Origin of the sequence: Paenibacillus doosanensis (assembly GCF_025060755.1) — a bacterium.
Classification (GTDB): domain Bacteria; phylum Bacillota; class Bacilli; order Paenibacillales; family NBRC-103111; genus Paenibacillus_S; species Paenibacillus_S doosanensis.
In genome coordinates this window covers 1-15741 of the sequence record NZ_JANYUY010000003.1, presented here as the reverse complement: position 1 = coordinate 15741, position 15741 = coordinate 1, and the positions used below count along the sequence as shown (strand labels likewise).

12 protein-coding genes are annotated in these 15741 nt (G+C 55.1%); all 12 read right to left on the bottom strand.

Going from position 1 to position 15741, the window contains the following annotated elements:
* Positions 1-133: 133 nt before the first annotated feature.
* Positions 134-1201, bottom strand: a complete 1068-nt coding sequence (gene murG, locus N0M98_RS03835) for an undecaprenyldiphospho-muramoylpentapeptide beta-N-acetylglucosaminyltransferase (RefSeq protein ID WP_249866503.1) — start codon at positions 1199-1201, stop codon at positions 134-136.
* Positions 1202-1206: 5 nt separating this feature from the next.
* Positions 1207-2304, bottom strand: coding sequence for a stage V sporulation protein E (gene spoVE / locus N0M98_RS03830; RefSeq protein WP_259617011.1), 1098 nt, complete (start codon positions 2302-2304; stop codon positions 1207-1209).
* A gap of 53 nt (positions 2305-2357) precedes the next feature.
* The gene (gene murD, locus N0M98_RS03825; protein WP_259617010.1) at positions 2358-3776 is read right to left on the bottom strand and encodes a UDP-N-acetylmuramoyl-L-alanine--D-glutamate ligase; all 1419 of its coding nucleotides are present in this window, start codon (positions 3774-3776) and stop codon (positions 2358-2360) included.
* A 3-nt stretch (positions 3777-3779) separates the two neighbouring features.
* Positions 3780-4742 (bottom strand): phospho-N-acetylmuramoyl-pentapeptide-transferase, encoded by a 963-nt coding sequence (gene mraY / locus N0M98_RS03820; RefSeq protein WP_249862548.1) that lies wholly within the window; start codon positions 4740-4742, stop codon positions 3780-3782.
* A gap of 108 nt (positions 4743-4850) precedes the next feature.
* Positions 4851-6248 carry a UDP-N-acetylmuramoyl-tripeptide--D-alanyl-D-alanine ligase gene (locus tag N0M98_RS03815; RefSeq protein ID WP_259617009.1) on the bottom strand — a complete coding sequence of 466 codons (1398 nt, stop codon included), beginning with the start codon at positions 6246-6248 and terminating at the stop codon, positions 4851-4853.
* Complete coding sequence (locus tag N0M98_RS03810; protein ID WP_259617008.1) at positions 6241-7731, bottom strand: UDP-N-acetylmuramoyl-L-alanyl-D-glutamate--2,6-diaminopimelate ligase; 1491 nt, start codon at positions 7729-7731, stop codon at positions 6241-6243. The genes N0M98_RS03815 and N0M98_RS03810 overlap by 8 nt, the downstream gene beginning before the upstream one ends.
* A gap of 88 nt (positions 7732-7819) precedes the next feature.
* Positions 7820-9760 carry a stage V sporulation protein D gene (locus tag N0M98_RS03805; protein ID WP_249862545.1) on the bottom strand — a complete coding sequence of 647 codons (1941 nt, stop codon included), beginning with the start codon at positions 9758-9760 and terminating at the stop codon, positions 7820-7822.
* 82 nt (positions 9761-9842) lie between these two features.
* On the bottom strand, positions 9843-12134 hold the full coding sequence (locus N0M98_RS03800) for a penicillin-binding transpeptidase domain-containing protein (RefSeq protein WP_259617007.1): 2292 nt from the start codon (positions 12132-12134) through the stop codon (positions 9843-9845).
* A 30-nt stretch (positions 12135-12164) separates the two neighbouring features.
* Positions 12165-12587 (bottom strand): cell division protein FtsL, encoded by a 423-nt coding sequence (ftsL, locus tag N0M98_RS03795; protein WP_249862543.1) that lies wholly within the window; start codon positions 12585-12587, stop codon positions 12165-12167.
* 63 nt (positions 12588-12650) lie between these two features.
* The gene (gene rsmH / locus N0M98_RS03790; RefSeq protein ID WP_259617006.1) at positions 12651-13601 is read right to left on the bottom strand and encodes a 16S rRNA (cytosine(1402)-N(4))-methyltransferase RsmH; all 951 of its coding nucleotides are present in this window, start codon (positions 13599-13601) and stop codon (positions 12651-12653) included.
* Positions 13602-13634: 33 nt separating this feature from the next.
* Positions 13635-14072 (bottom strand): division/cell wall cluster transcriptional repressor MraZ, encoded by a 438-nt coding sequence (gene mraZ, locus N0M98_RS03785; RefSeq protein ID WP_249866502.1) that lies wholly within the window; start codon positions 14070-14072, stop codon positions 13635-13637.
* A gap of 112 nt (positions 14073-14184) precedes the next feature.
* Positions 14185-15273, bottom strand: a complete 1089-nt coding sequence (locus tag N0M98_RS03780; protein ID WP_259617005.1) for a DUF4349 domain-containing protein — start codon at positions 15271-15273, stop codon at positions 14185-14187.
* Between the last annotated feature and the right edge of the window lie 468 nt (positions 15274-15741).

Here is a 15741-nt window from a genome sequence, read left to right as displayed (position 1 = left end):
TTCAAGCGGACAGCTTAAGGAGCTGTCGGTGTACCTTCATAAGCTCGGGTGTCTGTCACGGTTATAGTGTAGTTTATGTAAGATCGGAAATAGTGTGACAATAGCCCAGACAGTTTCTTCAAAAGGAGACTCGTCACTTCAAGCTGCTAGCTTGGATCAGCTCGATAATCGCCGCTGTGGCGCCGGCCTGCTCATTGGCGCGGATGTTCGCCGCCATCTCGCTGCGCCCGTCATACACGGCGTTCACGCCGCTAACGAGCGTATCGACGGAGAGCTGTTCTTCAAACAGCACGCGGGCGTAGCCCTTTTTCTCGAACGAAGCCGCATTGAGCAGCTGATCCCCTCGGCTTGCCTGCCGGGTCAGCGGGATGAGCAGCATCGGCTTGCCCAGAGCCAAAAATTCGAAAATCGAGGTCGCCCCTGCGCGGGACACCACAAGATCCGACATGGCGAGCAAATCGGCCAGCTCTTCATTGACATATTCGAACTGACGATACCCTCTCCGCTTCGTCAGCGACTCGTCCAACTGGCCTTTGCCGCAAATATGAACGATTTGATAACGTTCGAGCAGCGTACCCAGCGATTCGCGGACGGCGGCGTTGATTTTCTGCGCGCCCAAACTTCCGCCCATCACGAGCAGAACCGGCTTTTGCTTGTGAAAATCGCACAGTTCAAGCCCTTTGGAAGCTTTTCCCCGGAGAATCTGCTCGCGTATCGGCAGGCCCGTGCAGATGCCTTTGCCGCCTTTGATATGCTGCAGCGATTCCGGAAAATTGACGCAAATGCGCTGAACGAATGGTATCGATATTTTATTGGCCAGCCCCGGCGTCATGTCGGATTCATGGCTGATGACGGGAATCCGGTTCAGCCAGCTGGCGATGATGACGGGCACCGAGACGAAGCCGCCTTTAGAGAATACGATGGAAGGTTTCAGCCGTCTAAGCAGCAAGTAAGCTTCGCCGATTCCTTTAACGACCTTAAACGGGTCCTTGATGTTTTTCAGATCAAAATATCTGCGCAGCTTGCCGGAGGAAATATGATGGAAAGGAATGCCTGCATGCTGGATAATTTCTTTTTCGATGCCTTCTTTGGAGCCGATATATTGAATATCCCAACCGAGCTGTTTCAATTTCGCTATGATAGCCAGGTTAGGAGTCACGTGCCCTGCCGAACCGCCTCCTGTAAAGACGATGGTTTTCAAGCCGTTCACCTCGCGTAACGGGAAATATTTAATAAAATTCCTATCGATGTCAGCATTAACGTAAGCGAGGACCCGCCCGCGCTAATGAGCGGCAGCGTAATGCCGGTGACGGGAAACATGCCTATGACGACGCCGATGTTAATGACGACCTGTACGGCGATCATGCCGACGATGCCGGTCGCAAGCAGGCTCCCGAACGTATCCGGCGCCGTAATCGCCGTGCGCATCCCGCGCCATACCAGCACCATAAATAAAATAAGAACGAAAGAGCCCCCGATAAACCCGAGCTCCTCGGCGATAATGGAAAAAATAAAATCCGTTTGCGGCTCCGGCAAATAGCTGTACTTTTGCCGGCTCATGCCGAGGCCGAGACCGACCAGGCCGCCCGGCCCGATCGCGTAGAGCGACTGGATCGACTGGTAGCCCGCTCCAAGCGGGTCCTGCCACGGGTCCAGGAAAGCGGTGATCCGCTTCAACCGGTAAGGCGCCGCAATGATGAGCCCGACGAAGCCGGCTACTCCAACCATGCCAAGATACGACAAGTGCATGAGGCGCGCCCCCGCCGTATAGATGATCAACAGCGACGCCCCGACCAGCACCGCCCCGGTTCCCAGATCGGGCTGCAGCATGATGAGGCCGAAGGCAAGGCCCACAAGCCCCAGAGGCGGCATCAGCCCTTGGGTAAACAGCGTAATTTGCTTTTGCCGTTCGGACAGCAGCTTGGAGAGGAACAAGATCATTCCCATCTTCATGAACTCCGACGGCTGAATGCCGAACGATCCGATGCCGAGCCAGCTCCGGGCCCCGCCCCGCACGACGCCGATGCCGGGAATCAGCACGATCAATAGCAGGACAAAGCAGACGATGAGGCCGATCTTGGCGTATTTTTTCCAAACCCAATAATCTACGTTCATCGTAAAAACCATCGCCACGACGCCGAGTACGGCGAACAGAAACTGCCGCTTCAAATAATAGTACCAGTCCCCAAATTCATGAAACGCCAGTACGGCGCTGGCACTGTAAACCATCACTACGCCGATGACTAGCAGCATCAAGGTACAAACCAACATTGTCACATCTGGAGCAGAACGTGCTTTTGCCATACGCGCCACCTCTTACCTCGCAAAATGGTAGGGTAGGCTTGTATGCCCCCCTCTTAAAGGTTATGCACGGACTGCCTAAACATGCTTCCCCTTTCCTCATAGGAAGGAAACATGTCCCAGCTGGCGCACGCCGGCGACAGAAGAACGACGTCTCCCGCCTCGGCCATGCGGAAAGCTTCGCGAACCGCCTCGCTTACCGTATCCTGCACATTGTTAGCAGTATCGACCGTTTTTACGAGACTCATGCCTGCGAGCTTGGCAACATTAGTTATTTTCTCTTTCGTTTGACCGATGGCGACGAGCCCCTTGACTCTGTCTTTAAATACGGGCAGCAGCTCCATGTAATCCGAACCGCGGTCCAGACCGCCGGCGATCAGTACAACGTTCTGCTCGAACGACTCTATCGTTTTGATGGTAGCGACTGCATTGGTCGCCTTGGAATCGTTATAGAATTGCACGCCGTCTTTGGTCGCGACATGCTCGAGGCGATGCTCCACCCCGCGAAATTGCTTGAGCGCGCGAGCGATCGGTTCGATAGGCGCTCCCGCCGTCAAGGCGGCGCATACGGCGGCCAGCGCGTTCTCCACATTGAACGAAGCCGGGATGCCGAGCTCCTTCACCGGAACGATCAGATGATCTTCCCCGGATTTGTCGCGGTACACGATCTGTCTCTGCTCAGAGGGAACGTCGTCGGCAAAAGACGGCCGCACGAAAACGCCGTAATCGAGCTCCTCCATAATCGAGAAGGGCAGCACCTGCGCCTTCGCGGTCTCGGCGATTTGGCGGCAGACAGGTTTGTCCCAGTTCAACACAGCGGTGTCTTCCGGGCCCTGATTAGCTAACAGCTTGGCCTTGGAGGCGATATAATCGTCCATCGTGCCATGGTAGTCCAAATGCGTTTCGTATACATTGAGCAGGCAGGCGATCTGCGGTTTGAAATCGCATGTACCTTTTAGCTGGAAGCTGCTTAATTCAACGACCATGGTGTTGTCCTCTCCCGCCTCCAGAGCGGCCTCGGTCAGCGCGCGCCCGATATTGCCGGCTACGATCGGCTTCATTCCCGCTTCTTCCAGCATTAGGCCGATCCATGTCGTCGTCGTCGTTTTGCCGTTGGAGCCGGTAATGCAAATCATCGGCGCCTGACATACGTGATAAGCTACCTCCACCTCCGTAACGATCTCGATGCCAAGCTCGAGCGCACGAACGATAGGTTCAATAGTATAAGGGATGCCGGGATTTTTGACAACCAGCTTCACGCCTTCGTGAATGAGCCCGGACGGATGACTGCCGCAAATAACAGAAATACCCAGAGCCGTAAGTTCATCGGCCTCGGGGCATAGGTTCCGTTCTTTTTTATCATTTACCGTGACAATAGCGCCCAGTTCGTGAAAGAGCTTGGCTACAGCGACTCCGCTGCGAGCCAAGCCGAGAATGACTACTTGTTCGTTTCGATACGATCGCGGATGGTTCATATGCTACAACACCTCATTCAGATAAAGTCCGATTCCCGCAAGCACGATGCCTGTCGCCCAGAACGTAATGACGACGCGCCATTCGGACCAGCCGACCAGCTCAAAATGGTGATGGATCGGGCTCATTTTAAATACCCGTTTGCCTCTTGTTTTAAATGAAACGACTTGAATGATGACGGACAGCACTTCCACTACGAAAACGCCTCCGATCAGCACCAGCAAAATTTCGGCCTTGGTCAGTATCGCGACGACCGCCAGCCCGCCGCCAATGCCGAGCGAACCGGTATCCCCCATAAACACTTTGGCCGGGTGTGCGTTAAAGACGAGAAATCCCAGCACGGCTCCGACCATCGCAGCCGAGAATACGGCCACATCCGGCTGCGTGTTGTTCAACGCGATGATGGCGTAGGCGCCGAACGCGACCGCGCTCGTTCCGGCCAGCAAACCGTCGAGGCCGTCGGTGAAATTAACCGCATTGGACGTGCCGAGCATCATGACGATAACAAATGGATAATAAAGCCATCCCATGGGAATCGTATAATCGATAAAAGGAATGCGCACGTCGGTGCTGTGCCCGATTTTGGCCAGCAAAATACAGACGATGACCGAAACGATCAGCTGACCGAGCAGCTTTTGTTTGGCTGTCAGACCGAGCGAGCGTTTCAGGAAAATTTTGATATAATCGTCCAGGAAGCCTACCAGACCGTAACCTAAAGACGCGATCAGCAGGATGACCATCTCCATGCTCTTATCGGCAAAGCGCAGCACCGCCAGCGCCAGCGCCAGAAGAATGATCGTTCCGCCCATCGTCGGCGTGCCCGCCTTCTTGAGATGCCCTTGCGGTCCGTCCGTGCGGATTTGTTGGCCGAATTTAAGTCTTCTAAGTATAGGTATGCATAATGGCCCCATTATGACGGCGAGCAGAAACGCCGCCCCCAATGTGATCATGACCACTTTAAAATCCACGATTAAGTCCCCCTAAAAACTTTCCGAAGGAAAGTTGACTTCGTAAGCATCTGCTTTAGAACTTTCCGAAGGAAAGTTACTTCATAAGCCTATTTGATTGTATTGCCGCTATAACTGCTGCAGCAGCGAGACGACCTGCTCCAGCTTCATGCCTCTTGAGCCTTTGACCAGAACGACGTCCTCGGGTCCGACGAAGGAAGCGACCGCCTGGGCCAGCCTGCTTTTGTCGTTGAAAACGAGCACATGTCCGGGCGAATATGTCCGCGCCGCTTCCTCGGCAATATGCCGCGCCAGCGCCCCGAACACGTACACGCGATCAATCCGTTTAGGGTCCAGCAATCGTCCGATCTCACGGTGAAACTCCGCTTCCTGCTCCCCAAGCTCCAGCATATCGCCCAGAACGACGGCTTTCCGCTTATAGCCCTGCAGCTCCTGCAGCAGCGATAAGGCCGCATTCATCGACGTAGGGCTTGCGTTGTACGCATCGTTAAGAATCGTCAGGCCCGAGGGAGCCTTCAGCATTTCGATGCGCATGCCCGTCATCACGCTTTGCTTCAGCCCTTCGGCGATAACTGCCGCCGGTATGCCGAAATGAATGCCGGCTGCAACCGCCGCCAAAGCGTTAACGACATTGTGAAAGCCAAGCAGCGGAATATAAAAGGAAACACCGTCAAACCGCCGGATGCCGAAATGAGTTCCCGACTGATCCATACGAACGTCGATCGGGTACAAATCATTATCTTCCTTTGCTCCGAATCGCACGCGATGGTAGCGGCTCGCCTTCATGCCGCCCTGCGCAAGCTCCGGGAGCACCTGCTCGATCAGCGGCTCGTCGCCGTTGTAGATCAACGTGCCGTCCTCTTGCAGCCCGGCCAGTATTTCCGTCTTCGCCCGGGCGATTTCTTCCCGGCTGCCGAGCTGCAAGAGATGGGCTTCGCCGATATTGGTAATGATCACCAGCTCAGGCTCGGCAAGCTCGGATAAAAAACGGATTTCGCCGCGCCCGCTCATACCCATCTCCAAAACGGTGATTTCCGTATTCTCGTCAAGCTGCAGCAGCGTCAGCGGAAGGCCGATATGATTATTGTAGTTGCCTAATGTTTTGTGCACTTGAAAGGAAGAGCCTAGTACCGAGGCCGTCATATCCTTCGTCGTCGTCTTCCCGTTGCTGCCCGTAATACCTACAATTCGCACGGGCAGCTCCAAGCGGTACGCTTTGGCGAGCCGCTGCAGCGCCTCAAGCGTGTCGTCGACCACAATGAGCGGAATGTCCGCTGGTCGCGGATGACGATCCTTCTGCCACAGGGAAGCGACCGCTCCTTTGGCTGCGGCGTCCTCCACAAACTGATGCCCGTCGAACGATTCGCCGATGAGCGGCACGTACAGATTGCCTTCCTGCAGCGTCCGCGTATCTTTGGAAACCCCGTGGACCGTAAGGCTCTCCGCTCCGGCCGTCAAGGCGCCTCCAGCCATAGCCGCTATTTGTTCTAAAGTTCGTTTAATCACGGAATCGTCCCCTTATCGCTTCTTTGGCAACCTGACGATCGTCAAAATCATGCTTCACACCCATGATCTCCTGATACGCTTCATGCCCTTTCCCCGCAATCAATACTACATCGTCAGGGGTTGCCCGAGCAATGGCTTTTTCGATCGCTTCCCTGCGGTCGGCAATCAGCTCGTAGCGCTCGGCCGGCATTCCGGACTGCTCGATCCCCGTCACGATATCGAGCAAAATTTGTCCGGGATCTTCCGTCCGCGGATTATCCGATGTGACGTACAAATAATCGCTGTATTTCGCCGTCACCTTGCCCATGAGCGGACGCTTCGTGCGGTCGCGGTCTCCGCCGCAGCCGAACACGCATAAGACGCGTCCCTTGGTAAATTGCTTGACGGTAGACAGCGCGTTGTCCAAGCCGTCCGGCGTATGGGCGTAATCGACAAGAACGAGGAACGGCTGACCCGCATCGACGACCTCCAGCCGTCCGTCTACCGCATGAACGGCCTCCAGGCTCAACTTAACGGCGTCCAGCTCGATTCCTTCCAGCAATGCTGCCGCAATCGCAGCAAGCGAATTGTACACATTAAACTTGCCGACCAGCTTCGTCTGAAAATCGGCGGTTCCTTTGAACGTCACGCAGCGAAACCGCGTTCCTTTGGACGAAATTTCAATCCGCTCCGCCCTCACATCCGCTTCCGAGTCGATCCCATAGGTAACGACCTGCGCCGCCGTCTGTGTGGCATATTCGGCCGAAGCCGGATCGTCCGCGTTCAGCAGCGCGAACTGGCGCTCGTCGGAGCGGCCGGTGAATTCGTTGCCGAGCCGCGAAAACAGCAAGCCTTTGGCCGCCTGGTACCGTTCCATCGTTCCGTGATAATCCAGATGATCCTGGGTTAAATTGGTAAAAACCCCCGTCCGGAAGCGGCAGCCCTTCACTCTTCCCAAATCCAGCGCATGGCTCGACACTTCCATAATGCAATAATCCGTTCCGACATCCGCCATCTGTCTAAGATGGCGCTGCAGGTCGACCGCTTCAAGCGTCGTTCGTTCCATATCGGTCACTTGCGAACCGATTTTCATCTGAATCGTGCCCATCAAGCCGGTGCGAAAGCCTTGACCCGATAAAATAGCGTCGATCAAGTACGTGCTGGTCGTTTTGCCGTTAGTCCCGGTCACACCGATCATTTTCATCTCTCGACTCGGATAACCGTAGAAGTGACAGGCGATGACCGCCATCGCATACCGGCTATCCTTCACTACAAGTTTCGGAACTTCCACATCGACATCATGCTCGACCACCAATGCTGCGGCCCCCGCCTGCACCGCTTTGGCCGCATATTGATGACCGTCCGTGACAAGGCCGGAAATGCACAGGAACAGATCGCCGGGCCGAACTTTGCGCGAGTCGGTTTGAATACCGGTAACCACCGTTTCCCCGTCACCCAAAATATGGCTGACCGCTAGCTGAGAAGCCAGTTCCTTAAGCTGCATGAGTCCCCCTCCGTTTTTTACACATGGTATCTATTATGGACAAAAAAAGCGCCGATGAAAAGCCCAAATTTTCATTTTCAGCAAATTGTTATTTCTGAGAATCCGGATTCGGAGCGGTGTCGGACAAATAGATCCGGATCGTCGATCCTTGCTCCACTTTCGCGCCCGCTTTGGGCACCTGATTGACGACGTAATTGCCTGCTCCCGACTTCGCCAAAAGGAAATCGGAATTCAAATCCTCGTAAATGTCGGTTACGCTCATACCGACCAAGCTCGGCACGACGACCGTCTTCGTATCGCCGTAGACGTACTTGCGCTCAAGCTGGTCTTTGCGCTGAGGCACGTTCATATACTGCAGCGCATCCGCCATGATGTTCTTGACCAAAGGAGCTGCGATCACTCCCCCGAATTGAATGCCTTGCGGGTTATCGACAGCGGCGTAAACGACGATTTTCGGGTCATCCGCCGGTGCGAAGCCGATGAAGGAAACGATATGCTCGCTCGCCGAGTATCTGCCGTTAATGACCTTCTGCGCCGTACCGGTTTTGCCGCCTACGCGGTAGCCCTCGATGAAGGCGTTGCGCCCCGTGCCGTTCGCCACGACGCTCTCCAGCGTTTCTCTGACCTGCTTGGAGGTCGCCTCCGAAATGACTTGGCGGACCATCTCCGGCTTCTCGGTCTCGACAAGCTGCCCGGTTTCCGGGCTGTACCACGCTTTGGCGACATGCGGCTTGAACAGCTTGCCGCCGTTGATCGCCGCCGATACGGCGGTAATTTGCTGAATCGGCGTCACCGACACGCCTTGACCGAAGGAGGTCGTCGCCAGCTCCACCGGACCGACCTTGGACGGTTTGAATAAAATCCCGTTTTCCTCCCCGTTCAGATCAATGCCCGTTTTTTTGCCGAAGCCGAAATTGTTAATATAGTTGAACAATGTATCCTTGCCGAGCCGCTGTCCCATCACGACGAAGCCCGGGTTGCAGGAATTTTCGACGACTTGCAGGAATGTCTCGCTGCCGTGCCCGCCCCGCTTCCAGCAGCGCAGCCGGGCTCCCGCAACTTCGATCGCACCCGGATCGAAGAACGGTTCGGTGAGCGATACCTTCTTCTCCTCCAGCGCAGCGGCCAACGTAATGATTTTGAAGGTGGAACCGGGCTCGTAGGTCATCCAGATCGGCAAATTCCTGTCGTAGCTTTCCTTCGGATACTGGCGGAAATTGCCGGGATCGAACCCCGGTCTAGAGCCCATCGCCAAGATCTCGCCGTTGTTCGGGTCCATCATGATCGCAATGGCGTCGTTGGCTTGATACTTGACCATCGCCTGGTCCAGCTCCCGCTCAAGCACGGACTGCAGATGATTGTCGATCGTCAGCTGCAAGTTCATGCCGTCTTTCGGCTTGACGTATTCGTCCGAAGAGTTCGGCATCTGCCGGCCGGCCGCGTCTGCAAGATAAGAGATACTGCCTCTCATGCCGGTCAGCAATTTGTTATACATCAATTCTATGCCCGTCAATCCCTTATTATAAATATCAGTAAACCCAAGAATATGAGCCGCCAGCCCTCCGAACGGGTAATATCGTTTATTGTCCTCGGCCACGACAATTCCCGGAAGGTTGAGCGACTGAATTTCTTGGGCTTTTTCCAGCGTAATTTTGCGGCCTCCCGGCTGAATGCGGACGCTGGATTGACGCGTCGTAATTTGCTTCAGCACGGATTCTTCCGTAATTTGCAGCGCCGAAGCAAGCTGCGCTGCGGTCGCCTTGGCATCCTTGATCTGCGCCGGAATCGCGTAGATGGTAGGGGAGCTGATATTGTAGGCGAGCTGCACGCCGTTGCGGTCCCAAATTTCTCCCCTTTTGGCCTCAAAAGGAATATTGCGGCGCCATGAATCTTCCGCCATTTCGGACAGCTCGGGACCGAGCCAAATTTGCACATATCCGAGCCTCACGATCAAAGCGACAAAAAGTATAGTTCCTACAATTAAAGCGGCGAATAGCCGTCGACGTACGGTTACGTTCGATGCCCTCATGACCGTTCTATCCCCTCCCGGAAGGTAAGTCTAGACTGTTTCATATCCAGACTATTCGGGACAACCGGGGGATAGAACAAGCTTATCGGTTTTGTTGGACAACTTTTTTGTCGGGCGTATCCTGAGCCTTGGACGAGTCGCCCGATTTGGCGGTGCCGGACGCTTTATCCTTCTTGCCGTCGGACGAATCCGCCGGAGGCGGCGTCTGCAAGAGCTCGTTGTACGGCTTGAGCTGAAGCGTGACGATTTTGACGTCGCCTTCGCTCTCTACGGTCTGCGAAGCGACATAACCTTCACCCGTCGACTGACATTTCGCATTCAGGAACGAACACACTTCCAGCGCATCCCGGAGCGATTTGCCCGTTAAATTGGGAATCGTAAGGTCATCGCTTCCCTGCATCGTTACATAGATTCGTTCGGCCGCTCCGATTTCAGTACCTGGCGCGGGAGATTGCTCGACAATCTTCGTCCCTTTGCCGATCGCTTCAATCGAGACGCCGTACTTGTTCATCGCGATTTTGGCCTGCTCCATCGTCATGCCCGCCAAATCGGGCATCATTACCTTGATTTCCTTCTCCGCCGATTTCATCTGCTGCGCCGAAGACGGAATTCCCATATACCGCAGCGTTTGCGAAACGATTTCCTTGAAGGCCGGGAGCGTGACGTCGCTGCCTAGATGGAAGTCCCCGCCTACGTCAGGCTCGTCGGCAATAATGGTGACGAGAATTTTCGGAGCTTCCACCGGCGCGTAGCCGATAAAAGACATAACCCATTTATCCGGGGCATAACCTTTTTTACCGGGCTCGACTTTATTCGCCGTTCCCGTCTTTCCTGCGACGCGGTAGCCTTCGATCGCCGCTTTTTTCCCCGTTCCGATTTTCTGGTCGCTGACGACCGTCTCCAAGTACTCGCTGACCTGCTTGGCCGTCGCTTCCGACACCACTTGACGGATGACCTTCGGCTCGATCGTGCGGACCACTTCCTTGGTTTTCGGATTGTACACTTCTTTTACAACATGGGGCTGCATCAGCTTGCCTCCGTTGGCGATCGCCGCATAGGCCGCCGTCTGCTGGATCGATGTCGCCGTCAAGCCTTGACCGTAGGTCGCCGTCGCAAACTCGACGGGATTTTTCATAGCGACCATGCCGGCGACTTCTCCCGGAACGTCGATGCCGGTTTTCGCGCCGAAGCCGAACTTGTCGATATATGATTTAAGCTTGTCTTTACCGAGCTTCTCATAGCCGAGCTTAACGAAGGCTACGTTACTGGAACGCTTCAAGCCCTCCAGGTAAGTAATCGGCCCCCAGCTCGTATTATAGTCGTGCAAAATGTTCCCCGGCACTTTAATGCTGCCCGACATGTACGAGTCGTTGGGATTAAAAATACCTTCCTCCACGGCTCCCGCCAAAGTGACCAGCTTGAAAGTCGATCCCGGCTCGTATTGCGAGGCCACGGCATTGTTCTGGAAGTCCTGCGGCTTCGAATTCCAATACTGGTTCGGGTTGAAGTTGGGATAGCTTGCCATGCCGAGAATTTCCATCGTATTCGGATCGGCGGCGATGGCCGTCATGCTTTTCGGATGCCATTGGTTGTACGCCTTCTCCAGCGCGCTTTCTATGTAATATTGAATGTTCTTATCGATCGTTAGCCTAACGTTGTTCCCGTCGATGGCCGGGACAAAGGATACTTTGGAATCCGGCAATTCGACACCGTTCAAATCCTTCTCGTAGGTCAATGAACCGGGGACGCCTTTCAGATCGCTGTCCAGCATCGCCTCCAGCCCCATGACCGCTTTGTTTTCTTTATCGCTATAGCCCAGCAGCTGCGCCGCCATCTTGCCGCCGGGATAAAAGCGCTTCGTATCCTTGAGCAGGTAGACGCCGATATTGCTCGCGTCCGCCTGTTTTTTCCATTCCTCCACCATCTGCTTGATCTGCTCGGCAACCTCGGCGTCGATCTTCCAGCCTTCGTTGCGAATTTCGACCTGCGGATTAGGTACGGAATAGGTTTTCACAATTTTGGAACGAATTTTCTCCTGCAGCGCCGCCAAATCCGCAGGATCGTCGGATGTGTTCAGCACGGACGCAAGCCCTGTAGTTACCGCCGAGTCCAGATGGTATTTGCGGATCATATCCGGATTTAAAGCGATGGTATAAGCCGGGGCATCTTCCGCCAGCACCTTGTCGTTACGGTCGGTTATCGTACCGCGAACCGGGCGGAGCACTTCCTCCGTCTCCCATTTTTTCTGGGCCTCGGCCAACAGCCACTTGCCCTCTATAATTTGAACCCAATACAATCTCCCCACTAAAGCAACAAAAAGGAGGGTAAATACCCCCCCGATAAGCAGTGATCTCAGCTTCGCCCTTTTGTTCATAGTTCACTCTCCCAGTCAGATATTACGGAATTACTCCGGTTTACTCTGGTTGGCGGCCGTCGCGCCGGACGGGCTTGCGGAATTCGGTCTGGCTACCTTGCTGATTTGATTGTCCTTCGCCGGAACCATACCCATCTTGGTCGCTTCCTGTCTCAGCCGGTCAGGACTGGACAATCCGTCCATCTTATGCTTTAAAATGCTATTTTCGGCCTGCAGCTTTTGAATCTCCGTCTCGAGCTTTAATATTTTCGTATTCATTTCATAGATTTGGGCGTAACGCCAAATGATCAGGCTGGCAACGACAACGCAGACGACAACGGTAAACAGGTACAGCAGCTTCTCTTGAACCGGAAGCGTTTTATTGCGGTAGACGACCTTTTTCGTCTCCTTGACGCTAACCTTTTGACCCGATTTTTGCTCGACGGCCAAATTCCCATGAATGTATGCAGGCATATGTATGATTCTCCTCCTTTGCAGCACGCAGCTAAATGGTTGCACTTCTAACGAACGGTAACATTACAGCTTTTCGGCTATCCTCAGCTTCGCCGAACGCGCGCGAGGGTTCGCTTCGAGCTCCTCGGCGCCCGCTTCGAGAGGCTTGCGGTTGACCAGCTTCACGATGCCTTTGTTGCCGCAGACGCACAGCGGAAAATCCGGCGGGCACGTGCAGCGCTCAACATATTTGGCGAACGTCTGCTTACAGATGCGATCCTCTAATGAATGGAACGTAATGACCGCTACCCGCCCCCCCGGAGCAAGACTGCGGATCGACTGTTCCAGCGCTTCCTCAAACGCGCCCAGCTCATCGTTGACTGCGATGCGCAGCGCCTGAAAGCTTCGCTTCGCCGGATGCGGCCCGGTGCGGCGCGCCGCCGCAGGGATGCCTTCCTTGATCAGCTCCACAAGCTGGCCGGTCGTCTCGATCGGCCCTTTGGCGCGTGCCGCTGCGATATTCGCCGCAATGCGGCGGGCGAACTTCTCTTCGCCGTACTCGAACAAAATGCGGGCGATCTCCTGCTCCGGCCATTCGTTCACAATCTCCTTGGCGGTGAGATCGGCCGTTCGATCCATCCGCATGTCCAGCTCGGCGTCATGATTGTAGCTGAAGCCGCGATCGGCTTCATCCAGCTGCGGCGACGACACGCCAAGGTCGAATAAAATGCCGTCTACCTGCGGCTTCCCGTCCCGGACAGCCCGCTCGACCGTCCCCAGCTGCGCCTCGATCTCGCGGAAATTGCTGCGGATCAGCCGCACCTTGTCTTGATAGGGTTCCAGCCTGATCTTGGCGTTGGCAAGCGCCGCGTCGTCCTGGTCGAACGCGATGAGCAAGCCGTTCGGACCTAAACGGGAAGCGATCTCGGAGCTGTGTCCCGCTCCTCCGAGCGTACAGTCGACGTAAACGCCATCCGGCTTTATTTGCAAGCCTTCTACGGCCTCTTCTTTCAATACGGTGATGTGATGAAACATGCTGCATAGCCTCCTGTGTTGTTCATTCGGGGTTTACAAATCAAAGTTAAAGTCAACAAGCTTCTCGGCGATTTCGTTAAACGACTCTTCCGATTGTTGGGAATAGGATTCCCACATTTGCTTGCTCCAAATCTCGACCCGATTGGAAACTCCGATGACGACGCAGTCCTTTTCCAATTTGGCGTGCTCGATGAGGTTGTTCGGCAAGTTGACTCTGCCCTGCTTGTCCAGCTCGCATTCCGTCGCCCCGGAAAAGAAAAACCGGGTAAAGGCGCGGGCATCCGATTTCATTAGGGGCAGCGCCTTCAGCTTCTGCTCCAGCACGCTCCACTCTTCCTTAGGGTAAACGAACAAGCATTGGTCCAAGCCGCGGGTTATGATGAAGGAAGGCCCGAGGGATTCACGAAATTTCGCCGGCACGATCATGCGACCCTTATCGTCGACGGTGTGCTGGTATTCTCCCATGAACATGCCTACCCTCACCCCTTTCCACCACTTTACCCCACTTTCCACCACTTGTATAGTTACATTTCTCCACCAAAACAAAAAATCCTGCAACAGCGCAGGATTTCTCAAAATATTTTCATTCTCGGTTTTCATCCGGTTCTTCCAGTTCCGACTTGGTTCGCGCCCGTTTCCCGTTATCCTCCGACAGTTTGCCGCGGATTTCGAGCAGTTTCTTGCGTCTTCGGCGCCTGACCGCAAACACGGGCACGGCAATGACCGCCAAAACGAGCAGAACCGGGAGCAGCGCGGCGGCGGCAACGACGATCCACTGAAAGATTACCGACAAAATGGCGGCGCTGCCGTGAAGAGCCTCTGCGGCTCTCTTCGTTAAGGGCCCTCCATCCTGCGCCCCTATGACCGCGGCGGAGCCGATTTTCTGCGACAGCCGAAGCTCCACGGTCGAATAGGACACATTCTGGTCCAAATACCTCATTCTGCCCTTGATCCGTTCGATTTCTTCCTGGACTTTGCCCAGCTCATTGGAAAACGCCAGCAGCTCGTCGGTTTTCGTCGCCTTTTCCATAAAGGCGATCAGCCGGCTCTCCACGACCTGCTTCGCCTTTAGTCTCGCGGCAAGGTCCACATACTCCTCGGAGACGTCTTGGCCGCGGACGTTTTTCTGCGAAGTGGAATGGATTTTCTCTAGCTGGGTCAACAGGGAAGTGAATCCTCCTGCCGGAACCTTGATGACGAAATTGCCGTATTTCTCGTAAGCCGTTTCATTCTGATCGAACTGCAGCACATAGCCCCCCGCTTGCTTGACCGCCTCTTCGATTTTGCCGCTCGCTTCTTCGTACTGCTCCACCTGCATGGTCAAGCTCGCCTGATAAATAATTTTGCGGTCGAGCGCATTGACATCCGCAGCCGCATTGCCGTCAAAGCTGTCGGCCGGGCGGGCGCCGCTCTCTGTCTGCGCAGCCCCCGCCTGATCGGCCGATGCCATAGACGTCGCTCCCGCTGCGGGCGCGGCGCTTTTGGCGTCGGCGGCGCTGGACTGCCGCACCGCCAACGATTCCGTGCTCGCGGCGCTTTTGTTCGAATCCGCCGCGCCGCAGCCGCTGACGGCCGCAGCCAGCACCAGCGCCGCCGCCCAGCACGGCAGCCGCAGCCGCCATGCCGTCCCCTTTTTGCTGCTCCTCTTCGCCCCGCTTCCGTCCCATTGCATTCCCATTCCCCCTGTAAATTTCCGATTGCGCTGCCGTACGGGTTTCTCCGAACGCGGCGCTATCTTCCATAACGTGGATGAATCTGGAAATGTTGCATGGTTCCCGGCAAGAACAAATCCCCCAAAAGCCATCCATGCCGCCGACGCGGCACCACAGACAATGGAAATGGGGTACCAAGAGTAATTTCCAGGGTAGTGACGTGATGCTCTGAAGCTTATTCCGTCCGCATCCAGCCTAAGCTGGATCGGCGTCTAACCCTTCCTCTGGGATCGTTCTATGGGTAGACTTTCCTTTCGGGGGAGACCCCGGATTTCCACAGGATATGGCTGCGCATCATTTCCCTAGAGTAAAGGGCAGAGAAATCTGCCCCTCCTCATCAAACCGTACGTGAGGTTTTCCCTCATACGGCTTTCCGATGTTCGTCATTCATGTGCATGCAGATTACAAGAGCGTTTTAAGTCCATATT